This is a genomic window from Flavobacterium pygoscelis, from assembly GCF_023162025.1.
GTDB classification, from domain to species: domain Bacteria; phylum Bacteroidota; class Bacteroidia; order Flavobacteriales; family Flavobacteriaceae; genus Flavobacterium; species Flavobacterium pygoscelis.
Genome location: NZ_JALNUB010000004.1, coordinates 237,770 through 262,732 on the forward strand (window position 1 = coordinate 237,770; position 24,963 = coordinate 262,732).

21 protein-coding genes are annotated in these 24,963 nt (G+C 31.2%); 9 read left to right on the forward strand and 12 right to left on the reverse strand.

Annotated elements, in window-relative coordinates; genetic code table 11:
* Positions 1-36: 36 nt before the first annotated feature.
* Positions 37-948, forward strand: coding sequence for a DUF6607 family protein (locus tag MW871_RS07770; RefSeq protein WP_248428155.1), 912 nt, complete (start codon positions 37-39; stop codon positions 946-948).
* A gap of 82 nt (positions 949-1,030) precedes the next feature.
* Here the strand turns inward: MW871_RS07770 and argS are convergent, their stop codons facing one another.
* Entirely contained in the window at positions 1,031-2,809 is a 1,779-nt protein-coding gene (argS, locus tag MW871_RS07775; RefSeq protein ID WP_248428156.1) for an arginine--tRNA ligase, read from the reverse strand.
* Between the two features lie 241 nt (positions 2,810-3,050).
* On the opposite strand from argS, the gene MW871_RS07780 reads away from it, so the two are divergent.
* Positions 3,051-5,459 carry a TonB-dependent receptor gene (locus tag MW871_RS07780; protein ID WP_248428157.1) on the forward strand — a complete coding sequence of 803 codons (2,409 nt, stop codon included), beginning with the start codon at positions 3,051-3,053 and terminating at the stop codon, positions 5,457-5,459.
* A gap of 105 nt (positions 5,460-5,564) precedes the next feature.
* Here the strand turns inward: MW871_RS07780 and MW871_RS07785 are convergent, their stop codons facing one another.
* Positions 5,565-6,572, reverse strand: a complete 1,008-nt coding sequence (locus MW871_RS07785) for a 3-oxoacyl-ACP synthase III family protein (protein ID WP_188049698.1) — start codon at positions 6,570-6,572, stop codon at positions 5,565-5,567.
* A gap of 261 nt (positions 6,573-6,833) precedes the next feature.
* Between MW871_RS07785 and MW871_RS07790 the strand changes: the two genes are divergently transcribed.
* Positions 6,834-9,245 carry a S9 family peptidase gene (locus MW871_RS07790; RefSeq protein WP_248428158.1) on the forward strand — a complete coding sequence of 804 codons (2,412 nt, stop codon included), beginning with the start codon at positions 6,834-6,836 and terminating at the stop codon, positions 9,243-9,245.
* A gap of 192 nt (positions 9,246-9,437) precedes the next feature.
* On the opposite strand, the gene MW871_RS07795 is transcribed toward MW871_RS07790, so the two are convergent.
* The 3 genes from MW871_RS07795 to MW871_RS07805 form a co-directional block, all read right to left on the reverse strand.
* Positions 9,438-10,385 carry an ABC transporter ATP-binding protein gene (locus MW871_RS07795; RefSeq protein WP_248428286.1) on the reverse strand — a complete coding sequence of 316 codons (948 nt, stop codon included), beginning with the start codon at positions 10,383-10,385 and terminating at the stop codon, positions 9,438-9,440.
* Between the two features lie 278 nt (positions 10,386-10,663).
* Positions 10,664-11,359: a YiaD family glycine zipper/OmpA-like lipoprotein gene (locus tag MW871_RS07800; RefSeq protein ID WP_188049696.1), complete on the reverse strand. Its 696-nt coding sequence runs from the start codon at positions 11,357-11,359 to the stop codon at positions 10,664-10,666.
* Positions 11,360-11,378: 19 nt separating this feature from the next.
* Positions 11,379-11,855 (reverse strand): lipocalin family protein, encoded by a 477-nt coding sequence (locus MW871_RS07805; RefSeq protein WP_248428159.1) that lies wholly within the window; start codon positions 11,853-11,855, stop codon positions 11,379-11,381.
* A gap of 179 nt (positions 11,856-12,034) precedes the next feature.
* Between MW871_RS07805 and htpG the strand changes: the two genes are divergently transcribed.
* The 6 genes from htpG to MW871_RS07835 all read left to right on the forward strand — a co-directional run bounded on the left by htpG (position 12,035) and on the right by MW871_RS07835 (position 19,515).
* Positions 12,035-13,939: a molecular chaperone HtpG gene (gene htpG, locus MW871_RS07810; RefSeq protein WP_248428160.1), complete on the forward strand. Its 1,905-nt coding sequence runs from the start codon at positions 12,035-12,037 to the stop codon at positions 13,937-13,939.
* A 388-nt stretch (positions 13,940-14,327) separates the two neighbouring features.
* Positions 14,328-14,513 (forward strand): hypothetical protein, encoded by a 186-nt coding sequence (locus tag MW871_RS07815; protein ID WP_188049692.1) that lies wholly within the window; start codon positions 14,328-14,330, stop codon positions 14,511-14,513.
* 282 nt (positions 14,514-14,795) lie between these two features.
* Positions 14,796-15,212, forward strand: coding sequence for a hypothetical protein (locus tag MW871_RS07820; protein WP_248428161.1), 417 nt, complete (start codon positions 14,796-14,798; stop codon positions 15,210-15,212).
* Between the two features lie 1,008 nt (positions 15,213-16,220).
* Positions 16,221-16,760, forward strand: a complete 540-nt coding sequence (locus tag MW871_RS07825; protein WP_248428162.1) for a lipocalin family protein — start codon at positions 16,221-16,223, stop codon at positions 16,758-16,760.
* 156 nt (positions 16,761-16,916) lie between these two features.
* On the forward strand, positions 16,917-18,695 hold the full coding sequence (locus MW871_RS07830; protein WP_248428163.1) for an ABC transporter ATP-binding protein: 1,779 nt from the start codon (positions 16,917-16,919) through the stop codon (positions 18,693-18,695).
* Between the two features lie 226 nt (positions 18,696-18,921).
* Positions 18,922-19,515, forward strand: coding sequence for a hypothetical protein (locus tag MW871_RS07835; RefSeq protein ID WP_248428164.1), 594 nt, complete (start codon positions 18,922-18,924; stop codon positions 19,513-19,515).
* Positions 19,516-19,683: 168 nt separating this feature from the next.
* Here MW871_RS07835 and MW871_RS07840 read toward each other — a convergent pair whose 3' ends face one another.
* The 7 genes from MW871_RS07840 to MW871_RS07870 all read right to left on the reverse strand — a co-directional run bounded on the left by MW871_RS07840 (position 19,684) and on the right by MW871_RS07870 (position 24,962).
* A complete protein-coding gene (locus MW871_RS07840; protein WP_248428165.1) occupies positions 19,684-20,280 on the reverse strand; it encodes a hypothetical protein in 597 nt (198 codons plus the stop codon).
* A gap of 215 nt (positions 20,281-20,495) precedes the next feature.
* Complete coding sequence (locus MW871_RS07845; protein WP_248428166.1) at positions 20,496-20,654, reverse strand: hypothetical protein; 159 nt, start codon at positions 20,652-20,654, stop codon at positions 20,496-20,498.
* Between the two features lie 866 nt (positions 20,655-21,520).
* Complete coding sequence (locus MW871_RS07850; protein ID WP_248428167.1) at positions 21,521-21,844, reverse strand: hypothetical protein; 324 nt, start codon at positions 21,842-21,844, stop codon at positions 21,521-21,523.
* A gap of 52 nt (positions 21,845-21,896) precedes the next feature.
* Positions 21,897-22,781 (reverse strand): RHS repeat domain-containing protein, encoded by an 885-nt coding sequence (locus MW871_RS07855; protein ID WP_248428168.1) that lies wholly within the window; start codon positions 22,779-22,781, stop codon positions 21,897-21,899.
* Positions 22,782-23,032: 251 nt separating this feature from the next.
* A complete protein-coding gene (locus MW871_RS07860) occupies positions 23,033-23,419 on the reverse strand; it encodes a hypothetical protein (RefSeq protein WP_248428169.1) in 387 nt (128 codons plus the stop codon).
* A gap of 1 nt (position 23,420) precedes the next feature.
* Entirely contained in the window at positions 23,421-24,299 is an 879-nt protein-coding gene (locus MW871_RS07865; protein WP_248428287.1) for an RHS repeat-associated core domain-containing protein, read from the reverse strand.
* Positions 24,300-24,572: 273 nt separating this feature from the next.
* Positions 24,573-24,962 carry a hypothetical protein gene (locus tag MW871_RS07870; RefSeq protein WP_248428170.1) on the reverse strand — a complete coding sequence of 130 codons (390 nt, stop codon included), beginning with the start codon at positions 24,960-24,962 and terminating at the stop codon, positions 24,573-24,575.
* Position 24,963 lies beyond the last annotated feature (1 nt).

Genomic DNA, 24,963 nt, shown 5'->3' on the forward strand with positions numbered 1-24,963 from the left:
ATATTTGTCAAAAATTTTTAATTAATAAAATCAACTATGTTAACAAAAAAACTCTATTTATCTGCATTAATGACAGTTACAACTCTAACAAGCTTTAGTCAAGAACTCAAAAAAAGTGAAGACATAAAAGCGATCAAGGCTATGTGTGGTTGTTATGAAGTGAAATTCAATTTTGCAGAAACATTTCAATATTCAAAAGACAGCATTAACTATAATCCATCTGCGACAAAACATGACAATGGTTTAGAATGGATAGAATTAGTAGAGGATACACCCAACAAAATAATGCTACAACACTTATTAATTGTGAGTGACGACATGATTATCAAACATTGGAGACAAGATTGGCTTTATGAAAACACTAATTTGTATCGTTTTGACAAAGACAATACTTGGAAATTTACTAAGTTGAATAAGACGGATGTAAAAGGACAATGGACCCAAAAAGTATTTCAAGTTGACGATAGTCCAAGATATGAAGGAACCGCTTCTTGGGTTCATATTGACGGAAAAGACTATTGGAAAAATACAACGGACGCTCCATTACCTAGAAGAGAAGATACCAAACGCAAAGATTATAATGTCTTGAAAAGAAGAAACATTCATGAAATCACTAAAACTGGTTGGAACCATGAACAAGATAATGATAAAATTTTAAGAACCGAAGCAGGAAAAGATTACCTACTCGCTCAAGAAAAAGGAATGGATATTTATACTAAAGTAGCCGATTCTAAATGTCTTGCTGCTCAAAATTGGTGGAAAGAAAACAATAATCTATGGAAAAATATAAGAACGAAATGGGATACTGTTTTTGATCAAAACAAAGATATAAAATTGGAAAAAAAAGTAAATAAAAAGACTTTATACTCCCATCTATTTGACTTAAAACCAAATGCAACAAAAGACCAAACGGATAGCATTATTGACAGTTTTGTTATCAAAAAATAAAATAACAACTGAATAGTTTTAAAAACAAAAGCCGATAATTTTAAATTATCGGCTTTTGTTTTATATTGAATTATAAAATAAACTACATTCTTTCTGGAACATTAATTCCTAGTAATTTAAAAGAAGAAGCAATAACATCGGCTACTTTTTTTGATAATTGCACTCGGAATATTTTCTTTTCTAAATCTTCTTCACCTAAAATAGGAACTGCTTGATAGAACGAATTGTACTCGCGAACTAAGTCATAAGTATAATTAGCTAGTAAAGCAGGACTATGATGTTGTGCCGCATTTTGAATCACTTCTGGAAACAACTCTAATTGCTTAACTAATTCTTTTTCTTTTTCGTGAAGTGTTGTTATTTCTGATTTATTTGTAAAATCGAAATTAACCTTACGAATTATAGATTGAATTCTGGCGTAAGTATATTGAATAAATGGCCCTGTATTTCCAGCAAAATCAACAGATTCCTCTGGATTAAATAAGATTCGTTTTTTAGGATCTACTTTTAAAATGTAATATTTTAAAGCTCCAAGACCAATAGTATTATATAATTTTGCTTTTTCTTCAGCAGTATACGTATCTAATTTACCTAAATCTTCGGCAATTTTCTGAGCTGTATCGGTCATTTCTTGCATCAAATCATCGGCATCGACAACGGTTCCTTCACGACTTTTCATTTTACCCGAAGGTAAATCTACCATTCCGTAAGACAAATGAAATAAGTTTTTAGACCAATCAAAACCTAGTTTTTTCAAGATTAAGAATAGCACCTTAAAGTGATAATCTTGCTCATTTCCTACGGTATAAACCATTCCTCCTACATCAGGAAAATCTTTCACACGCTGAATTGCGGTACCAATATCTTGCGTCATATAAACCGCAGTTCCATCTGAACGCAATACAATTTTACGATCTAAACCTTCTTCAGTCAAATCAATCCAAACTGAACCATCTGGATCTTTCTCGAAAACTCCTTTATCTAAACCTATCTGAACTACATCTTTTCCTAATAAATAAGTATTACTTTCATAATAATAAGTATCAAAATCTACTCCTAGATTTTTATAACTAATAGCAAAACCATCATAAACCCATTGGTTCATCATTTTCCAAAGCGTAATTACGGCTTCATCTCCTGCTTCCCATTTCAAAAGCATTTCTTGTGCTTCTAAAATAATTGGCGCTTGTTTTTTGGCTTCTTCTTCCGTTTTTCCAGCGCTCATTAATTGCGCTATTTCTTCTTTATAGGCTTTATCAAAAGCAACATAGTAGTTCCCTACTAATTTATCTCCTTTAAGACCAGTTGATTCGGGAGTTTGTCCGTTACCGAATTTCTGCCAAGCCAACATCGACTTACAAATATGAATTCCTCTGTCATTAATGACTTGGGTTTTATATACTTTTTTACCTGAAGCTTTTATAATTTCGGCAACAGAATATCCTAAAAGATTATTACGTACGTGACCTAAATGCAGTGGTTTGTTAGTATTTGGCGAAGAGTATTCAACCATAACTGCTTTATCCTCTGGATTAGGAGTTACAAAACCAAAGGACTCAATGTTTTTTATTTCATTAAAGAAATTTAAATAATAGTCATCCGAAATAACAATATTTAAAAATCCAGAAACCACATTAAAACGACTTACGGCTGCCAAATTTTCGACTAAATATGTTCCAATTTTATTACCTAATTCAACTGGATTACTTTTTACCAATTTCAGTAAAGGAAAAATTACCATGGTAATATCTCCTTCAAATTCTTTCCGAGTAGTTTGAAATTCAATTTTTTCAACAGTAACATCAAATAAAGCATTTACGGCTTTTTCAATAGCGGGCGTAAGAATCTGTGGTAATGTCATTTTGTGTACTTTTTTAAGGGTGCAAAGATAGTGATTCTGCGGGAATTTTAAAATTGAAGAATAAGATAATTTCCTATTCATTATGAGTTGTTTAGTTTTTATTTTCAACAAACAGATTTATTTTTCAAAAAAAATCTGTAACAAATAATAATTTATGCAGTCTTACTAAGTAACATTAAGTAATTATTTAATGGATTAAAGTTTAAACATCAATCAAATCACAATCAAATCACAATCAATCATGAAAATCAAATTAACACTAATTTGCTTTATTGCAACGCTCTTTTCGTTGCAGGCACAAACAGCTGTCAAACCAACACTTTTAGAAAACTCAGGAAGTATTTCAGGTAAGGTAATTGATCAAAAAACGAACGAACCTTTAGCTTATGTAAACATTACAATAAAGGAAAACAACAAAATTATTACGGGCGGAATTACCTCTGAAAAAGGATTGTTTCAAATCAAGAATTTAGCCTTAAAAGATTATGTGGTAGAGATTCAATTTATTGGATACAAAACCATCACAAAATCAGCAAAACTTACCGAGAACATTACTTTAAACTTAAACACCATTTTCCTTGAGGAAGATGCCATTGAACTAAAAGGAGTTTCAGTAATTAGCGAGCGTTCTACAATTGAACAAAAAATTGATAGAAAAGTAATTAATGTCGGAAAAGATCTTACTACTTCGGGAGCTACGGCTTCGGATATTATGAGTAACATTCCTTCTGTAAATGTTGATCAGGACGGAAAAATATCTTTGAGAGGAAATGAAAATGTTAGGATTTTAATAGATGGTCGTCCTAGCAATATTGATGCTGCACAATTACTAAAACAAATTCCTTCTACTTCTATTAAGAAAATTGAATTAATCACCAATCCAAGTGCAAAATATAATCCAGAGGGAATGTCAGGAATCATTAATATTGTTTTGCATAAAAATGCTAGTGATGGTTTTAATGCCAGTATAAATACGGGATTAACTTTTGCCAAAAAACCAAAAATTAATAGTTCTACTAACATGAACTATAGAACTGGAAAATTAAACTTTTTTGGAACTTACGGGAATAACTTTGGTAAGAAACTCAATGAGGGAAATATCCTGAGATTAGATGACCTTAGCAATCAACATCTTGATATCATCAATAACGATAAATCCCATTTGTTTAAAATTGGAATGGATTATTACATCAATGATAAAAACACCTTATCTGTTTATACAAATCAAAACAAACAACTTGGAAATGCACAAATCGATGTTGCTATTACAAATCCTGATGCCTCCAAAAATCTATTTCAAAATTCGAAATATAAAGGGAATAACACTGACGGAACCTACAATTTAGCCTTTAAACATTTAACAAAAAAAGAAGGAGAGTCATTAGATTTAGAAATCAATCACAGTATTTATACTGGAGATGAAATTTCAAATTTCCGTACCGCTTTTACTAATCCTATAATTCCTAGTAGTAGTTATAGAGACAACATCAACGAAAAAAGACAAAACTCTATCGTTAATCTTGATTACGTAAACCCTTTGAACGAAAAAAGCAAATTAGAATTAGGTGCCGAAACTAGAATTGTTAGAACGGACAATAATTATGTTACTACAAACAGCGCTTTATCAAATTCTAATTATCAATACGATTTAGACATTAATTCGGCGTACGTAACTTTTGGACAAAAATTTAGTAAAATTGGTTATCAATTGGGTGCTCGTCTGGAAAGCTATAAAGTGAATGCGAAACTGAATAACACTGTTGCTTTCAAGGACGATTATATTACGGTATATCCATCAGCGTCGATGACATATTCTCCTAGCGAGAAAGATCAATTTCAAATTAGTTACAGTCGCCGTGTAGACAGACCTAGTTTAGACCAAACAAAACCAATAAGAGAATTTAGTACTCCAAGAATTACCTCTATTGGAAATCCCGAATTACAACCTCAATTTACAAATTCTGTCGAAGTAAATTATACAAAAACCATTACTAAAGGATCGATCACTACAGGTGTTTTTGTGAGATCTATTAATAACGAAATTAACCGAATTATCTATCCAGACCCACAAAATCAAAACCAACAAATTCTAAGTTATGACAACTTTGATAATAATAGAGCTTATGGTTTTGAAGCCTCTTTAAATTATAAGATAAACAGTTGGTGGGATATTCAACCTGCGGTAGATTTCTCAAGCATTGCTCAAAAAGGATTGATATCTGTTTACAATTCGACGTCAAATTCTTTTGACTTTGTAACAAAACAAGTTGATGCCGCTGCATTTAATGCTCGTTTTACAAGTAATTTTAAAGCCAATAAAAATCTTAGATTCCTTTTATTCGGTTTTTATAGATCGGGAGTTGATGGTGTTCAGTTTAATGGTAAGGAAATGTATAAAATTGATGCAGGTGGACGTTACTCTTTCTTAAAAGACAAGGCAACCTTAAGCATTCGTTTTAATGATATTTTCGACACAATGAAAGCTGGTTTTAGCGGAGACAATCCGTATCCTCAAGTAGGACAATTCAGTTGGGAAAGCCAATCGGTTTATGTAGGTTTTAATTATATGTTTGGTGCAGGAAAAAACAAAAGTTTACAGCGCAAACAAAGAGACAACAATACCAAAGAAGGTGGCGGAGGAATGTTTTAATGAAAAATTAGAGAATTAGTTTTTAATAGTTGTTATCCATAAAAAACCCGGAGTATGCCAACTCCGGGTTTTTTTTTGAATAATTTAATGATATCAAACGTTATTCTACCACTTAATAATAGCACTAGCCCAAGTAAATCCGCTACCAAAAGCAGCTAATACAATGGTATCTCCCGATTTTATTTTGCCTTGTTCCCATGCTTCGGTCAAAGCAATTGGAATAGATGCAGCTGTTGTGTTACCGTATTTTTGAATATTATTAAAAACTTGATCGTCGTTTAACTTAAATTTATTTTGAATAAATTGAGAAATTCTCAAATTTGCTTGATGCGGAATTAACATATCGATATCAGAAACCTCTAAATTATTAGCTTCTAAACCTTCATTGATTACTTCACTAAAACGAACTACTGCATTTTTAAATACAAATTGTCCATTCATGTGAGGAAAGTAACTCTCATCGTCTGGATCGTTATCCGCCAAAATATCAGATACCCAACGACCACCCATTCCTGGTGCTTTGAGCACTAACTCTTCAGCATGTTGTCCTTCAGAGTGTAAATGTGTTGATAAAATCCCTTTTGTCAAATCTTCTTCTCTACTCAAAACTGCTGCTCCTGCTCCATCTCCAAATATTACAGAAACACCACGACCGCGCGATGTCATATCTAATCCAGATGAATGTACTTCAGAACCAATCACCAAAATATTTTTATACATACCCGTTTTTATGTACTGATCTGCAACAGATAAAGCATAAATAAAACCAGAACATTGGTTTCTAACATCTAATGCGCCTATAGTTTTTAATCCCAAATCTCTTTGAACCAAAACTCCTGGTCCTGGAAAATAATAATCTGGACTCAAAGTAGCAAAAACAATAAAGTCAATATCCTCTTTAGCCACTCCAGAACGAGTAATTGCAATTTCAGCTGCTTTTACGCCCATTGATGTCGTGGTATCTTCACCAGGTACAATATGCCTTCTTTCTTGTATTCCTGTTCTCTCTTGAATCCATTCGTCATTAGTATCAATGAGTTTAGACAAATCATCATTTGTCACTACGTTTTCGGGAACATAAAATCCTAACCCTGTTATTTTTGAATGATACATATTATATTATTTTATTAAAATACGATTGCAAATTTAAAACATACTTAAAAATATGAGCTACCAAATTACCATTATTTTAGCAATTTACAATTTTTATGCTTTTAACAGAACTAAAACTGAATTCGAATTCACACAAATAAAAACATTAAAGGAATAATTTTGATAAATATCAAGCTCTTGCAAAAGTTAAAAAGAGTCATTTACTTTCAAATCTAATAACATTACTTTATTTTCGGTTGCTAATTTAAAATCACTTAAATCATGAAATTGAAAATTCCATTTTTTCTTTTCCTCGGACTGAGTTTAACCACCTATGCTCAAGAAAATCTCAGCTATCAAAAACCTTCTAAATCTATTTTAGAATTAGCCGATTATGAAAGAGCACCTTCAGTATCTATGGATACTAAAAAAGAATATTTATTATTATCCTATAGAAATACCTATAAATCATTAGATGATTTAAACCAAGACGAACTGCGATTAGGAGGTTTACGCATCAATCCCGTAACCAACATTTCTAGTACCGTTACGTATGTCAACAACCTTAAACTTCAAAAAGTAAGCGACAAGAAGGAGATGCAAGTTGCTGGATTGCCTGATAATCCTCGTATTAGCAATCTATCTTGGTCTCCAAACGATAAAAAAATTATTTTCTCACATACTACGAATACTGGGGTTGAACTTTGGGTAATTGATGTATCTACAGCAAAAGCTACAAAATTAACAGAAGCTACAGTCAATGCAAATCTTGGCAATCCATTCAGTTGGATGAATGACAATGAAACTATTTTGGTAAAAATGCTACCAAAAAATAGAGCTGCACTTTTAGATTCCAAAAAAGATCTTCCAACTGGTCCGATAATTTCGAATGCTGACGGAGAAAAATCTCAAAACAGAACGTATCCAGATATGTTGAAAAACAAGAATGATGAGATCAACTTTGAAAATATCATGACGTCTGAATTATATAAGATAAACTTAAACGGAACGGCTACTTTATTTCAAAAAGCAGCTATGTATGCCGGAGAAAGTTTCTCGCCAGACGGAAATTACTTGATGTTAAATACCATACAAAAACCGTTTTCCTATATTGTTCCCTTAAGTCGTTTTCCGATGAAAACAACTATATATGATGTTGCAGGAAAAGAAGTAAAGGTTGTAAATGAAGTGCCTCTTACAGAAATAATTCCTAAAGGTTTTATGGCCGTTAGAAAAGGAAGAAGAAACATGAGTTGGAGAGCAGACAAACCAGCAACATTAGTATATGCAGAAGCATTAGATGGTGGAGATCCTGCTAATAAAGTAGATTATAGAGACGAAGTTTTTCTTTGGAACGCTCCTTTTACAACTGCTGCAACTTCATTGGTAAAAACACCTCAACGCTACAGCAGAATGATTTGGGGAAATGACAATATTGCAATTGTAACAGACGAATGGTACGATACTCGTAATACTAAAACATATTTAATCAATCCATCAAATCCGAGTCAAGAACCAAAAGTAATTTTTGATAGAAATTCACAAGATTCTTATTCTAATCCGGGGAACTTTGAAACCAAAAAAAATCAATACAATAGATATGTTTTGGCTATAGAAAATGACAATGTATTTCTTATAGGTGATGGATTTACTAAAAATGGTCAATTTCCTTTTATCACAGAATATAATTTAAAAACATTGCAATCAAAACGTCTTTACACATCTGCATATACAGATAAAAAAGAGGATATCATTGAAATTGAAGATTTTAAAAAAGGAACGGTTTTAGTACAAATACAATCTAAAAACGAATATCCTAATTACTACATTAGAAATATTAAAGAGAAAAATAAACTTACTCCAATTACTGCCTTTAAAAATCCTTTTGAGAGTATCAAGAACGTAAGCAAAGAAGTAATCAAGTACAAACGTAAAGATGGTGTTGAGTTATCGGGAACATTATATTTACCGGTAGGTTATGACAAGGTTAAAAAAGAAAAAATGCCATTGCTTATTTGGGCCTATCCAGCAGAATACAAAGACAAAAACTCAGCAGGGCAAGTTACTCAAAATCCAAATGAATTTACATTTCCTAGCTATGGTTCCTTTGTATATTGGGTAACCAAAGGTTATGTGGTTCTTGATGATGCTGCTTTCCCTATTATTGGAGAAGGAACAACTGAACCAAACGATAATTTTATTTCGCAATTAGTTGATAATGCCGAAGCAGCAATTAATGCTGTTGATGCTTTAGGATACATCAATAGAAAAAAAGTAGCTATTGGCGGTCATTCTTATGGTGCATTTATGACAGCTAACTTGTTAACACATTCAAATTTATTTGCTTGTGGAATTGCTAGAAGTGGCGCATACAATAGAACACTAACTCCATTTGGTTTTCAAAGTGAGCAACGTAATTACTGGGAAACTCCAGAAGTTTATAATACGATGTCACCGTTTATGAATGCTGATAAAATGAAAACACCGATGCTTTTGGTACATGGTGAAGCAGATAATAATCCAGGAACATTTACCTTACAAACAGAACGTTATTTTCAAGCGTTAAAAGGATTGGGTGCTCCCGCAAGAATGGTCATTTTACCAAAAGAATCTCATGGGTATGCTGCGAAAGAAAACATATTGCACTTATTATGGGAACAAGATCAGTTTTTAGAGAAGTATTTGAAGAATTAGGCTACTTACCACTAAGAAATATGATCTATTGCCACAAAGTCATAAAGTTTTTAAGGTTGATTAAATTCACCCCCTTTTGCTTCATCGGCAAATGATTCAAAAATTTAAAATGACTGAATCTACCATTAAAAATAAGCTTAATTATAATAAATGGAAAACCCCGAAAATCATTGAATTTCGGGGTTTTTTATTTTAAGCTAGCATTAAGTGTACTTCCTGATTTATTTCTAATTCTGTATCGTGCTCAAAGAAAATAGCTCTTCGCTCAAAAGCAGCTTTGACTAAGTAATGACTGCCTTTATAATAACATTGTTTTACTACAACTTGCATCACTCCACTGTCAACCAATTTTAGTTGATGTGGATAAAGCAATAAAAACTCATCCTCTTCTTCTTCGATAGGAATTAATTGAGATAATTTCAATTCATTAACCTCACCAAAAAGAGAAGCTGTATATTTATTAATTGGATTTTCATACACCAGCTTCGAATTTCCTTTTACAACCAGTTTTCCGTTTTGAATCACTATTGTTTCATCAGAAAAAGCCAAGGCGTCTGTACTATCGTGAGTTGCAATGACACACGTAACACCTTTATCTTTCAAGTATTTAAATAAATTGCGACGCAATGAATTCTTTCTAAAAGAATCGATTTGACTAAAAGGTTCATCTAGTAATAGAATTTCTGGTTCTAACGCCAAAACTCTAGCCAATGCCACTCTTTGTTGTTGGCCACCACTCAAAAATTTCGCTTTTACTTTGGCGAAAGCGGTCATTTCGACCATGTCTAACAACTCATAAACACGTTGCTTCTTTTCATCCGGAAACATGTTCGATAAAAACTTACCTACATTTTCCTCTACCGTAATATAAGGCATTAAGTCAAAATCTTGTGCTAAATATTTAATATAATCTTCTCCTGGAACCAGATTGTGCTTGGGTCCTAAAATAGGATTTTCATTATAGGTTATTACTCCAGCATCTAAATCGTATAAACCATAAATAAGTTTTAGCAAAGTACTTTTACCACAGCCACTTTCGCCAATAATCGCTGTATTTTGACCTTTTTCAATCGTAAAACTTACTTCCTGAATTACCGGAATATCAATATACGTGAAGGATATGTTATTTATCTCTAGCATCATCTTTATTTGAGAGCACAAATTTACAATGTTTAATTTGCTTATGCCACGATTTATTTAGGTTTATAATTGATTTTCTACACAGATAAAACTTCATAAATAATAATATTTAACTTTTAAAAAAATACATTAATAAATTATTTTTTTCAGTTTGAAATAAGGAACTGAAGGTTAATATTTAAAACAAAAAATTTTAGTATCATCAAATCATTCCAATCAAATCATAAAAAAAGGCTGCTTCTAGAAGAAACAGCCTTAAATTTTATTGTAATGTTTGCTTATTTTTTACTTTCAGCTTCAGCGTCTTTGATCATTTTATCATTTGCAGTAATAGCAAATTCTACACGACGGTTTTGGCTTCTTCCTTCAAGTGTTTCATTAGAAGCAATTGGATCAGCAATACCTAAACCAGTAACCTGAAATCTACTAGAAGAAACACCTTTACTATTTAAGTATGATTTTACAGCTCCAGCTCTTTCTCCTGAAAGTTTCAAGTTATAATCAGCAGCACCTGTATTATCAGTATAACCGTAAATAGTAATATTAGTATCTGGATATTCAGCAAAAACTGGAACTAATTTATCTAAATTAGCTTTAGCAGCAGCGGTCAAAGATGATTTATTAGTATCAAATCGTACTGCATTTTCATTTAAAACTAATTTAATACCTTCTCCAACACGAACTACTTCAGCTCCTGGAAGAACTTGATCAATTTGTCTTGCTTGTTTGTCCATTTTATTACCAATAACTCCACCGGCAACTCCACCAACAACTCCACCAAGAACCGCTCCCATTGCACCATTACCACCTTTACCAAGATTGTTACCTAAAACTCCTCCTAATACAGCTCCTGCAACAGCACCTATTCCTGCTCCTCTTTGCGTTTTGTTTGTGTTTTTTACCGCTTCACAGCTGGTAAACATTGAACCTATAACCATTATTGTTGCTATTGCAACTATTGAAATCTTTTTCATAATTGTATTTTTTTTAATATTAATTTACTTTTTGGAATTGATAAACAACGTCCGTCATTTTACCTGCAACATCAATTTTATCGATCAATTGAAAAGAAGTTTCTGATTGATTAGCTAAACCTAATACATAACCATCTCTTACTTTTCTTGCTTTTTCGCCTGCATCTAATATCTTAAGAACAAATTGTCCGTCTGCATTAACAAACCAAGTAATTGGAGAACTAAAAGCTACACAATTTGTTTTTGTTAAAGCCATTGTTCCTTTATTGTTATTAGAAACGAATTTCCATGTACTACCAACAAAACATTCTGAGTCTGCTAATTGAAAAGTGTTCACTTTCACATATTGTGAACCTGGATAAGTTACTGAACTAATTTCCCAATTCCCTTTTATAGCTACTTGCGATTTTCTATCTGTTTTCGTACTTGTAGCTGAGTTCGATTTACATGCAAACATCAAAATGGCTAATGTGCATACTAAAATAACTTTTTTCATCTTTCTAAATTTAATGTATTAATATTGATACAAAGATACACTGCATTGTTATAATTTTGTTTCAAAATTATAATATTTTGTATCATAATTAAAGGTTACGACAATTTGTCACTTCCCCTATCATTGGTATCTTATTTGAAAGAATAGTAGGCTATAAAACAAACTTAAAAACTCAAAATATGACAACAGGTAAAATTAATGTTTCGGTAGAAAACATCTTTCCCTTGATCAAGAAGTTCTTATACAGTGATCACGAAATTTTTTTAAGAGAATTAATATCGAATGGTACTGATGCCACTTTAAAATTAAAACATTTAACTAGTATTGGTGAAGCCAAAGTAGAATATGGCAATCCAATTATTGAAGTAAAAATAGACAAAGAGGGCAAAAAAATACACATCATCGATCAAGGTTTAGGAATGACTGCCGATGAAGTTGAAAAATACATCAACCAAGTTGCATTTTCTGGAGCAGAAGAATTTTTAGATAAATACAAAGATTCTGCAAAAGATTCTGGAATTATTGGTCATTTTGGTCTTGGTTTTTATTCGGCTTTTATGGTTGCCGAAAAAGTAGAAATCATCACTAAATCTTTTAAAGACGAACCAGCGGCACATTGGACTTGCGATGGAAGCCCAGAATTCACATTAGAACCAGCAGATAAAACCACTCGTGGAACGGAAATTATTTTACATATCGCTGAAGATTCTTTAGAATTTTTAGAAGAATCTAAAATTAGTGGGTTATTAAATAAGTACAATAAGTTCATGCCTATTCCGATTAAATTTGGAACAAAGACAGAGAAAATTGAACAAAAAAAGGGCGAAGAAGTTGCTGAAGAAGATAAAGACAAAACTTTTACAGAAGTAGAAGTTGACAATATTATCAATAACCCAAATCCGGCTTGGACCAAACAACCAACAGAATTATCTCCAGAGGATTACAAGAATTTCTATCATGAATTGTATCCAATGCAGTTTGAGGAGCCGTTATTCCACATTCACTTGAATGTTGATTATCCTTTTAACCTAACTGGTATTTTATATTTTCCAAAATTAGGTTCTGATTTACAAATTCAGAAAGACAAAATCCAATTATACCAAAATCAGGTATATGTAACGGATAATGTAGAAGGAATTGTTCCAGAATTTTTGATGATGCTAAAAGGGGTTGTTGATTCGCCAGATATCCCATTAAATGTTTCTCGTTCTGGATTGCAGGCCGATGCTGCTGTTAAGAAAATTTCAAATTACATTACTCGTAAAGTAGCCGATAAACTGAAATCATTGTTCACAGAAAATCGCGCTGATTTTGAACAAAAGTGGAATGACATTAAAATCGTATTGGAATACGGAATGCTTTCTGAAGATAAATTCTATGAAAAAGCAGGTGCATTTGTTTTGTATCCAACAGTAGATGATAAATTCTACACGCTTGAAGAATTAAAAACAAATCTTGCCGCTACGCAAACCGATAAAGACGGAAAATTAGTTGTTTTATATGCTGGAAACAAGGAAGCGCAACACTCTTATATCGAGACTGCGAAAGAAAAAGGATACGAAGTTTTATTACTAGATTCGCCAATTATCTCTCATTTAATTCAAAAAATTGAAGGAGATAACAGCAACATGACTTTTATTCGTGTCGATTCAGATCATATTGATAACTTAATCAAAAAAGAAGAAACTGCTATTTCTAAATTATCTGAAGAAGAGCAAACTAACTTAAAAACCGTTCTAGAAGCTATCGTTCCTAAACAAACGTACTCTGTGCAGCTAGAAGCTTTAGATAGCAACGCATCTCCATTTATCATCACGCAACCAGAATTTATGCGTAGAATGAAAGAAATGAGCCAATCCGGTGGCGGTGGCGGAATGTTCGGAATGGGTAATATGCCAGAAATGTACAATTTAGTGGTAAATACTAACTCTGAATTGGCAACTAATATTTTGAACAAAACCGATAAAGCAGCTCAAGAAAGTTTAATCAAACAAGCCCTTGACTTAGCTAAATTATCGCAAAATCTTCTAAAAGGAGAAGCGCTAACGGCATTTGTAAAAAGAAGTTTCGAGATGATTAAATAAATCCTTTACTAACTCCTATAAAGTAGAGAATTGAAGACCTGCAAGTGCAAACTTACGGGTCTTTTTTTTGGAGCAGATCGAATGTTTTAATAAGAAGTTTTGTCCCGCTATTTGCTACAATCTTTGCTTCTGGCTACCGCCACAACAAAGGATTTTCACTACTATCGGGGCTAATTTAGAGCGTTTCATTTTTGCAAGTCCTTATAAACAATTATAAAATTTGTAAGAAAATTTTAATATATTTGAAAATTATCTAGTAAAAAAACTATTTACAATCATAAAAACATATAAGTCCTAAATAGGAATGAATTCAAAGAACTTAGTATAATTCTGAAAATTAATCTTTGGAAACAGCCAATTATAACTTTAATAACGAAACATTGATTAAATGAAAAATAAAATAAACTTTAATATCGTTTTTGCAATAATTGCATTTCCCATTGGATTAGCTTTGTATAAACACACCGATTTTGCCACTTTTACATTTAAAAAACCAGCATTAGATTGGCTATTCTTAATTACATTTATTATCTGTATTTTTCTAACATTTAAAAAGAAAAACAAGAAAATATAGAACCTATAAAATAAATAAAGATTAGAAAATGAATTGTAAGAGACTTTTAATATGTACCAAATTAAAATTATCTAAATAGAATATTTGACTAAAAAATTTACCGCTTTTAAAAAGGTAAAATGGATAAAAAAAATTTCTGTCAGACAAACTTAATCCTGTTGAAATTCACTAATAGTTTATAGACTCATTATCAAATTATTTTGAGAGTTATTCTATTTCCAATTTTTAATTCCACTTGTATTTTTAATTTAGACGAAGATATTTAAATCAAAAAAATAGAGAATGAGAATTATAATATTACTATTTTTTTTAACCGCATTAAGTTCTTGTGGTTCAAAATACATTCAAGAAGTATCTGCTGCTCAAAAAACAAAGTTTGGTTTTGAAATAACAGCTCCAAACCAAGCTATCTATTTTGTGACAAATGAAAAAATTGAATTTAGGAATATAACCAAAAACAATCCTGAGAAAACAGCCAATGCACTTTATAATAAATACGGACCAGCAAGAGATGACTTTTTTATTGGAAGTACAAATGCAATCGACTTTAAATTTAACTTAGAAAATAAAACCTATTATATCGCTATCGATAAATTCCGGAAAAGAAATGCAATGCTATTATTTGACGGAAAACACAAACCAAAAATTGAATTTAATCCTAAGAAATACAACCAATTAATTATTAAAAGTAAGCACTGAGGTATGATCCTAAAATTTTGCTACTTACAGCAATTATTAGTTTTATAATTTTTTTTGCTTTCCCGTTAGTCGTTGCAGTATGACAAACAATTAGTGTTATTGCGAACTTCTCGCTCCTATCAAGAAAGATAGTCAAAGATTTAACGATAATTCCACCTGAAAATCAATAAAAAATAGTCTTTTTTAAAAATTTAAAATGAAAATATTTATAAAAACTTATGCAGCTTTTTCAATAAAGAGAATATTTATAAACATTTGCATTATTTTTCTATTTACATTTTTGCAATTCTATTTATCAATGAGAAAACTCTCTGAAAGTATTTCCAGTGGATGTCTAGAGTGTAGTTTTTTTGAAGACATTTTCGTTATATCAATCTTTTCCTGTTTTTTCCTCCTAATGCTATTTTACTTCTTTACAGTGATTAAGCAGAAAATTATGAGAATAACACTTCAATATATATTCTTGATATTAATTTGGTTTTTCTTTAATTACACTGTTTTTGTAGACCGAGAATCATCATGGAGTACTTATCTTTTTCATGAAGAAATCTATTTTACTATTCGATATTCATTTATACCAATTGTAATTTTATCTTCAGTTTTGATATTAATCCTAAATTTTATAAATAGTGATCGACAAAAAAAATAATAATTGAAATATTTTGTAAAACGGTTCAATTTTGAATCTTAAAACTTAGTCCTACCAACCTTTATGCAGGACGATTTAATACATTATTTTGATTAACATATATTAACATATTTTAATAAAAAAATAATTTATTTTGCAGATATGAGTGGGACGTTTTGGCTCTTAGGTAGAATTCCGCGCAATCATTCCTCGTAGTTATGACTAAGTAATTACCTAATTTTCGGTTACAACAAGTATAATTTTCACCCAGATATTCTACCTTAGCAAAGACAATGTAATGCGATTTAATCCCGATGCAATTTTACAGTTAGAACTTTTATTAAACAGCTATATTAAATCGGTAAAAAAATAATACATCTATGAAAACCAATAAAATAATTTATTTAGCAACACTTTTTTTAATAGTTGCATCTATTTGCTCTTGCAAAACAATTCCTGAAAATGTAACAGCAGTTAAACCGTTTTACAAAGAAAAATATCTTGGAAAATGGTATGAAATTGCCCGATTAGATTTCAAATTTGAAAAAGATTTAAATAATACAACAGCAGAATACTCTTTAAAAGACGATGGGAAAATTAAAGTCATAAACAAAGGATACAACGTAAAAAAACACAAATGGACACAAGCAATTGGAAAGGCTAAATTTGTTGGTAGCGAAGATATTGCAATGCTTAAAGTCTCTTTCTTTGGTCCTTTCTATGCTGGATATAATATAATTGCAATTGATGAAAATTACAAATACGCCTTAGTTGCAGGAAAGAGCACAAAATATTTATGGATCTTATCTCGAGAAACGACTATTCCTGATGCTATCAAAAAAGACTACTTGAGAATTGCAGAAAAGTCCGGTTATACAACAAAGGACCTTATCTGGGTAAAACAGGATAAACAAAATTAAAAGTATTGCTTCATTGAAAGTAGCTTCTACAATTCCCTCCCTTTTTACCATAAAATACTTGCTTGCTAATAGGATAGATTACCCAAAAAGCAATGAAGAAAAAGAAAAAATAATAAAAATTTAGAGAGAATTATTTTTTCTTCTTAAATTGCTAAAATGACTATTTCATCCTTATATAAAAAAATAACGCCATTTGTAAAGCCTTATCGTAAAATGGTAATGGCTACCTTATTCCTTGCATTTATTGGTTCCTTTGCGGCTCAAGTGAACGCCTTAATACTAAAATATACTGTAGATTCTATCACTGATTTAATGGTAGCCAGAGAACCGCTTTCAAAAGGTTTCTATTTGTTGGGCATTATTAGTATCATTTTGCTTTCAAAAGAATTAATCTACTCAGTAGTTCAATTTGGACAAAAGTTTTATGGAGAAAAACTACGTATTTTTATTTCACGTGATATTTCACAAACCATAACTGAAAAAATCCTTAGCTATCGCATGGAATTTTATACTTCTAGCGAAAATGATAGTGGTAAACTCCAAACACGTATTGATTTAGGAATAAGTAGCTTAACCAGATTAGTCCAGAACTTTTTTATCGATATTTTACCGCTTTTTGCAAATGCAATTGTGGCTTTAGGATTAATGTTTTACGCTAATTTTTATGTAGGTTTGGTTAGTTTATGCATCATTCCCATTTATTTTTACATCAGTCAATTACAAGCTACTAAACTAAGTGGTTTTAGAAGACGAATGCGAATCTACAGAGAAACCAAAAATAATGGCATCATTAGTTTGATAGAATCAATCACGGTTATTAAATCCTTTGTGCGAGAGTCGCTTGAAGCCAAACGACACCAAGACATACAATACGAAATGACCGAAAACCAGTTGGCTACGAGAAAAACCAGTTTTATGTTTGAAAGTATAAAAGGTTTTGTAGAGCAAATTGGAGTGGTAATTATAATAATTCTAACTGCCTATTTTGTATTAAACGGAACCATGACCATTGGTGCTATTATGTTTCACATTATGTTATTCAACAATGTTTCGGCACCAATACGACAACTACACCGAATTTATGATGAAGTAAATGATGCTTTAATTTATTCAGAAGGATTTTTTGATATTTTAGAATCGGACCATCAAAAAGAAGTAAGTGGTTCTTATAAACCTAAAAAAATAACAGGATTACTAGAAGTTAAGAATATAGATTTTAGTTATCCAAACGGGACGAAAGCTTTAGAGAATGTAAACTTTACAATAAAACCAAATCAAAATACCGCTTTAGTAGGATTAAGTGGTGCTGGGAAAAGTACCATTATTAATTTATTGGATAAATTTTACCAACCAACCAAAGGCACTATTTTATTAGATGGTATTGATTTAAAGGAGTATGATACTAATTTTTTAAGGCAAAATATTGGATTGGTATTGCAAAAGAATCACATTTTCAAAGGTACAATTTCAGAAAACATTCTTTATGGCAATCCAAATGCAACTGAAATTGAGGTAATAGAAGCTTCGAAAAAAGCCTATATTCATGAACAAATTAGCGCCTTGCCAAATGGCTATCAATCGGAAGCGCATTTACTTTCGGGAGGACAACAACAGCGAATCGCTATTGCAAGATTGTTTTTGAAAAATCCACCTATTATATTTTTAGATGAACCCACAGCAAGTCTAGATGCTATCGCAACAGAGCAAATAAAAAAATCCTTAGATGCGATAAAAAAAGACAGAACGGTCATTATTATTTCGCATAGTATTTCTCAAATTATCGATGCATCTAACATCATTGTTTTAGACAAAGGAAAAGCTGTAGAAGTAGGAACTCATGAAAGTTTGTATGATCTAAAAGGAACGTATTTTAAGATATTCACTGCGATGGCTAATAGTTTAAATATTGGAAAAATAACGCAAACTATCGATTAAAACTCAAAAATGGAAACTTTAATAAATAGGAATAAGTATCCGAATATTTAGAAACACATTTTACACCCACATCTCTTAAACTCTTCCTTTAAAGATAAATAGGTAAGCAAAAAAGTATTTCAGCTTTACACCGTATTTAGTTGTAGTTTTGAGGTTCCTTACTTTGATACTACAAATTTGCAATCCTTGCTTATCGGTCATAGTGATAAAATTAAACTCCAAACCTATGTGGTGGCATTATCTATTAGTTTTTTTTGGCTCTTTATTATTTGACATTGTCCCATTTCCTTTTGCACCAGCATTTACAATAATGGTATTTCTTCAAATTTTATTTGATTTAAACGTTTGGGCTGTTATTGTTATTGGAGTTTTAGGATCGGTTTTAGGTAGATTTATTCTTTTATTATATGCTCCATTATTAGCCAGCAAGTTTTTAAAATCCTCAAAAAATGAAGACATAAAGTTCCTTGGTGATAAGATGAACGAAAATAAATGGAAAGGGGTAGTTGTTGTGCTTGCTTATTCTTTGTTACCTCTTCCTACAACACCATTATTTTTGGGTGCTGGTATTTCTAAAATAAAACCTATTTATATTATTATTCCCTTTTTGATTGGTAAATTTACTAGCGATTCTATAGCGCTTCATTTAGGTAAATTTGCAGTTGACAATCAACAAAGTATTATTGATAATATTTTTTCATGGCAGTCGATTGTGAGTTTTATTTTAGGGTTTATAATGTTATTCTGCTTATTTTTTGTGGACTGGCGTACTTTAATTCAAACTAAAAAACTAGCCTTTGATTTTAAAATTTTGAATTAAATTCCCCTTTATAATCCATTTAATTTACTTAAAAGTTCAATACTATTAATCGTCTTTTATATAAACATTCCCTCAAAAACGGCTTTATAGTAAAGAGACCAAATAATATAATAACAAAAAAAAGCGCAAAGTCTAAAACATTTGCGCCATTTAGTTCCTGTATAAAAATTATTTATTCCATTTTCCTCCACCAAGGTAAAAGCCTAAATGGATACCTAAATAACTATTTGCAATAGTTCCTACTTCTGCACCAGACACATCTTGTAAAGTAGATTTAGGAACAAGATTATATTCAAGTCCCATTCTAAATTTACCCCATTCAAAACCACCTCTCAATAAACCACCAAATTTGCCTGTAGCATCTAAGCCAACAGTTTCTGTAGAGGAATTAACATCATCAAATTCTACATTTGCAATACTATAATAACCAACACCACCACCAACATAAGATACAAAAGAACCTCCTGAATTATTAAAATAGTAATCGTATGTACCCACATAAGAACCATTTGCTGAAATTTTCGCACTAGTAGATTCCCCATTTCTATTTAAATCACGCACCATAGCAGCGGCTCCAATTCTTAAACCGACATTCATATTGTCTTTTAAGTTGTATTTAGGCTCAATTGATAATAATACTCCACCTCCTCCATTTGAAGGAATTGTATATCCAAAATCTAATCCTACTCTAAATTTACCTTCCTCTTGAGAATAACCCGTAGCAAAAGCAAATACGGCGATGGCCGTTAAAATAATTTTTTTCATGATGTTTATTTTAAATTTAAAAGCGCAAACATACTTTAATTTTCGTAAATATTTACTTATAAAAAACAAATAAAGTAAGATTTGTATTATTTTTAATCATCCAAAATAAATCAAAATGTTCTACTATATCTGTTTTTTATAAAATTATCATCGTATTTTTATTCTTTAAAACTTAACACCAACAATAGTATTCCTAATATTAAGAGCATGATTTTTCATCCAAAATTCCTAACAGGTCTTACCGTTTTATCATAGTCGTTTAAGACCTCTTTATTGTTTTCTACTTTATTTTTTCTCCACCATAAATCGTATTTATAGAGTACAAAGACAGCAATAAAACAGAATAAACTTTTAATGAGATACAGCCAATTCATATCTAAATTTAAATATTATTATAAGAAGTTAATTATAGAATTATTAAAAGAAAAGCCTCTTTTTATCGATATTTTTTTTGCGCTTTTTAATATTACTCTAAAAAAAACAAATAATTATTTATTAATTACAATCTTTTGCAATACAGATTGCAAATCTACATTAGCCCTGAAGAGATATCCAAGCGGCCATATCCTTTGGCTTCAATATTTTGCGAATAACCAGAACTTTATATGACTCTTTCGCCAGCTACATCTTACGTATATTAATGAATTCTTACGTTTTCAATGATTCTCATAAGTTGGTTTCCTAGTTGAAAAGTAATTTTCCTATAGCTATTTTCATCCGTAAAACTTTATTTTCAGGAGCTATTTTCAGCTATCATTCCAATCTTTTTTTGTCTCGTTTAAAAAAACGAAACTAAAAAAAGGATTTTCCCTTCTATCTGGGCTAGGGAATTCGGTTTCATAAAGAACTATTTTATGAGAATTGATCATTATTTTTTTCAAAATTACTATCTGAAACTTTATAAAACACAAAAATCAAACAGTTATGCTTGGTTTTTTATTTTGTTTACTTGCTCAACTTTGTGGGCACGAGCCAGAGGCATCGCGCTAGCCGTTGAAATTATTTCTGCTCGCGCCAGCTGGGGGAATAAGTCAAAACAAAAAGGAAGGTTTCAGCCTTCCTTTTTAATCTTATTCAGAGGCTTTCTATGCCTTGAAAAAACCTAAATCCCAATTTATAAATTGAATAATTCTCAATATATTGGCAAAAAAAACATTCAATATTATTTGGATAACCATAGTAATCACAGATTGCAAATCTAGCGTTGTCGACATATCCTAGCGATCGGGTTTTTTAATTCTTAACGAAAAAATTCAAATCTTTTGAACCAAATATAAATTAACAATAAAATAAAAAACCAACCAAAAAACAAAATACTTGATTTTAATAAATTTGATTTTTTTTTAAATTTTTTCAATAATTCTTCTTCTTTTGAAAAGTACCATTTATAAAATAAAAACCATCCTAGAATATAAATTGAGACATAAATCAACATAAAATAAACGTTACTATATTGATAAAGCTCTTGAAGATTTAATAACTCAATTAATATCATTAATATTAATATTATGAGCATTGATAAAACTGCAGATATACCAACAATTGGAGGATAGCTTTTTTCCACTTTTACAATTTTTGTGTAAAAATAAAATAATGAGACATATAAATAATTCATTCTAATTTTTAAATAAGTTTATACCTAGTCTATCGTATTCCATATATGTTTGTTCAATTGGTGTAAAATCATTAGTAATAGGGTTATACTGAATATTACAATTACAAGTATGTTCTATTAAATAACCTAAATTATATCCAAAACTTGCTGCAGCTCCTATAACACCCATAAATCCAGATGCGTTTGCTATCTGGTCTCGAGCTCTTACCTTAGAAAGATATTCTCTCATGTTAGGTCCATAAGGAATTTTTAAAGAATTTGCATAATTATATTCCGTTAGACCTACTGAAACACCGCCTAAAAACAATCCAAAATATCCAATATTTGCTGACTTACTCATAGCTAGACCACGACTTCCTGTAAATTGGTTTGGCCCTGATCCTTTAAGTCCGCTATACATTTTTCCATTTATTCCTTTCCAAGATTCAAAGTGCTTACTGTACTGTAATTCTTGTGTTGTTACTGTAACTGCCGTAGCAAGAGTAACACCATCAGCACTATTGATACTAGATTCTGATTTTTTACTTTTCCCATTAACTACAACTTCATTTAATTGTTCAGCTGGTAAATCTACCCCGTTTGGAGCACCATTTGCAAGATGCCCCTGCATATTACCTGTACTTGTTCCTGTTCCGGGTTTTGGTGGATCAGTAGGATCTTCTTCTCCCATCCCTGTAGGATCAATCAAATTCATTGGATTTTGACTAACATAAATATATGGAGAGTTCATATAAAACTTCTCCGCCAATTGGTCAACACTCAACCACAAACTCGTCTTCATATCTAAATACCTAGCCCCATAATAGCTCAAATTCGTTTCTCGGTCGAGTTCTTTTCCGTTGAAAAGATAAGGCGACGAAAACGAGCTAGAATGCTCCTCAAACAAAATCTCTCCAAAGCCTATGTACTCGACATGCTGACTTATGCTTCCGTATCGGGTTGTAATATACGAAGTACTTCCTAAATGATCAGTTTTTTCTCAACAATATAAAACATAAAAACCAAGCAATTCCGCTTGGTTTTTTATTTTGATTACTTGCTCAACTTTGTGGGTGCGAAGTCAGAGACATTCGCACAGCATACACGACAAATTTACTTTTCTAATGAACTCTTCGTAGAGCTGGTATTCATTTTTTTTTATAAATTTAACCTCCCAAAAAAAGAAGCAATTATTACTATTAACATTAGAGGAGATAAAATAAATAAAATGACTAAAAACCCATTTAATCTCTTATTATTATTAGTTTCTTTAATCCATTTCTCTCTAAAAGAAGAATATTTATTCTTATATCTTTTTTTAAGAATAAGATAAAAAACAAACATTAAAATTAAAATCAAGATTATTTCTAACGTAGAAATTTTCCTGTATATATCAAAATACCCTGAAATAATAAATTCAATAGAAATCACAAATAATGATAAAATTAGTATAATTGTTAGCAATGCTGTAGTTGCATCAGAACCATCTTTTTTATAATAAAATTTTGTAATTCTATAATAAGTATAATTAAAAATATTTTTCATGTTATTTAATTTTTTCATCCACATAATTTGCAACCCTATCTGTAACCGTGGTCCCTGTCACAAGCCCAACTCCCAAATCTATAACTGCTATTCCTAATCCAACAGGTGCAGATGCAAAAAGTAAAACACCCCCAATACCCACTTTTGCAGCAGTACCCCAGGTTAAACCCTTTTCAGAATTATAATCCTCATAAAGAGACACCGCTATACCAGCTACTCCTAATCCTTTTCCTAATTTACCAGCTCCCTTTAAGGTTTTAGAAATGCTACGCAACTCAGAAAAATTAGCACCTTTGGCACCAGATCTTATTAATAGTTCTGCTTTACTTAAAAGAGCTCCTTCATAACCAATAATTGCTGAGCCAGATGTTAAATTTGAATCATCTTTTGAATCTGTCCATTGCTGATATGAATTTCCACCTGCCTTGTGAGATGTCATTTCAATAGTGTTTAATCTATTTCCACTCCCATATGCTATTGTGTTTGATGTTGTATATCCATTTTGGACAGATACCTTATTCATATAACTTTCATAACCTGACACGCCCTTGTTAAATTTATTTTGAAGCTTGTCGAATTGTTTTTGTGTTACGTTAATAACCAAATCGGTATGTCCATCATTTATATTTTGAGTTTCTCCATCAATCCTATAATCTGTCCTCCCATCAGGATCAATTCTATTTATTGGATTATTTCTAACGAAATTATACGGAGAATAATTTAGCATTTTCACCGCCAACGGATCCACATTAAACCACAAACTAGTCTTCATATCCAAATACCTAGCCCCATAATAGCTAAGATTCGTTTCTCGGTCTAATTCTTTTCCGTTGAAAAGATAAGGCGAAGAAAACGAGCTAGAATGCTCCTCGAATAAAATGGCTCCAAATCGATTTTAGGAGATTCAACGATTCCAAAAAAACAATAAAAACTAGAGTTAAAGGCAATATACTCGACATGCTGACTTATACTTCCGTTTCGTGTTGTAATATACGAAGTACTTCCCAAATGATCAGTTTTTTCTCAACATTATAAAACACAAAAACCAAGCAATTACGCTTGGTTTTTTATTTTGTTTTCTTGCTCTACTTTGCGGGCACGGATTGCAAATCTGCCTATCGTTGAGCATATTCAAGCAAGCTGGTTATATCGTTCAATTCCCTTTTAAATTTCCTATTTCTTTTCTTGAAAAACCCGCTTTTAAAATAGCAGTAGTGTCTGTAATTTTTTTTGAATAATCTACTCTAATTATTTCTGGAGAATCTGGTAAATATTTAATTTCATAAAACTTACCGATATCTCTTTTGGTCGCTTTATATTTTGTATCACTTTCAAAAGAGGTATGTTTTTTATTACCAACATAATAAAATAAATAAACGGTTGATGCCCATTTAGGTGGTGTGAAAATAGAATCAATTCTCCCAATTGTTATTTTACCGTTGTTTTTAAACTCTTTTTCAAATTTGTGAGTTCGTATATAAGCGAACACAAAAATAAAAATTAAGGGACTTAAAACTAATATTGCTTTTGTTTTTAATTTCATA

What these genes read in the sequence shown, in the direction of transcription:
- MW871_RS07770 (WP_248428155.1), top strand. Translation starts at nt 37, where the DNA reads ATGTTAACAAAAAAACTCTATTTATCTGCATTAATGACAGTTACAACT.
- MW871_RS07835 (WP_248428164.1), top strand. Translation starts at nt 18,922, where the DNA reads ATGTGGTGGCATTATCTATTAGTTTTTTTTGGCTCTTTATTATTTGAC.
- MW871_RS07795 (WP_248428286.1), bottom strand. Translation starts at nt 10,385, where the DNA reads ATGCTAGAGATAAATAACATATCCTTCACGTATATTGATATTCCGGTA.
- MW871_RS07840 (WP_248428165.1), bottom strand. Translation starts at nt 20,280, where the DNA reads ATGAAAAAAATTATTTTAACGGCCATCGCCGTATTTGCTTTTGCTACG.
- htpG (WP_248428160.1), top strand. Translation starts at nt 12,035, where the DNA reads ATGACAACAGGTAAAATTAATGTTTCGGTAGAAAACATCTTTCCCTTG.
- MW871_RS07860 (WP_248428169.1), bottom strand. Translation starts at nt 23,419, where the DNA reads ATGAAAAATATTTTTAATTATACTTATTATAGAATTACAAAATTTTAT.
- MW871_RS07790 (WP_248428158.1), top strand. Translation starts at nt 6,834, where the DNA reads ATGAAATTGAAAATTCCATTTTTTCTTTTCCTCGGACTGAGTTTAACC.
- MW871_RS07780 (WP_248428157.1), top strand. Translation starts at nt 3,051, where the DNA reads ATGAAAATCAAATTAACACTAATTTGCTTTATTGCAACGCTCTTTTCG.
- MW871_RS07820 (WP_248428161.1), top strand. Translation starts at nt 14,796, where the DNA reads ATGAGAATTATAATATTACTATTTTTTTTAACCGCATTAAGTTCTTGT.
- MW871_RS07785 (WP_188049698.1), bottom strand. Translation starts at nt 6,572, where the DNA reads ATGTATCATTCAAAAATAACAGGGTTAGGATTTTATGTTCCCGAAAAC.
- MW871_RS07870 (WP_248428170.1), bottom strand. Translation starts at nt 24,962, where the DNA reads ATGAAATTAAAAACAAAAGCAATATTAGTTTTAAGTCCCTTAATTTTT.
- MW871_RS07845 (WP_248428166.1), bottom strand. Translation starts at nt 20,654, where the DNA reads ATGAATTGGCTGTATCTCATTAAAAGTTTATTCTGTTTTATTGCTGTC.
- MW871_RS07825 (WP_248428162.1), top strand. Translation starts at nt 16,221, where the DNA reads ATGAAAACCAATAAAATAATTTATTTAGCAACACTTTTTTTAATAGTT.
- MW871_RS07805 (WP_248428159.1), bottom strand. Translation starts at nt 11,855, where the DNA reads ATGAAAAAAGTTATTTTAGTATGCACATTAGCCATTTTGATGTTTGCA.
- MW871_RS07800 (WP_188049696.1), bottom strand. Translation starts at nt 11,359, where the DNA reads ATGAAAAAGATTTCAATAGTTGCAATAGCAACAATAATGGTTATAGGT.
- MW871_RS07815 (WP_188049692.1), top strand. Translation starts at nt 14,328, where the DNA reads ATGAAAAATAAAATAAACTTTAATATCGTTTTTGCAATAATTGCATTT.
- argS (WP_248428156.1), bottom strand. Translation starts at nt 2,809, where the DNA reads ATGACATTACCACAGATTCTTACGCCCGCTATTGAAAAAGCCGTAAAT.
- MW871_RS07830 (WP_248428163.1), top strand. Translation starts at nt 16,917, where the DNA reads ATGACTATTTCATCCTTATATAAAAAAATAACGCCATTTGTAAAGCCT.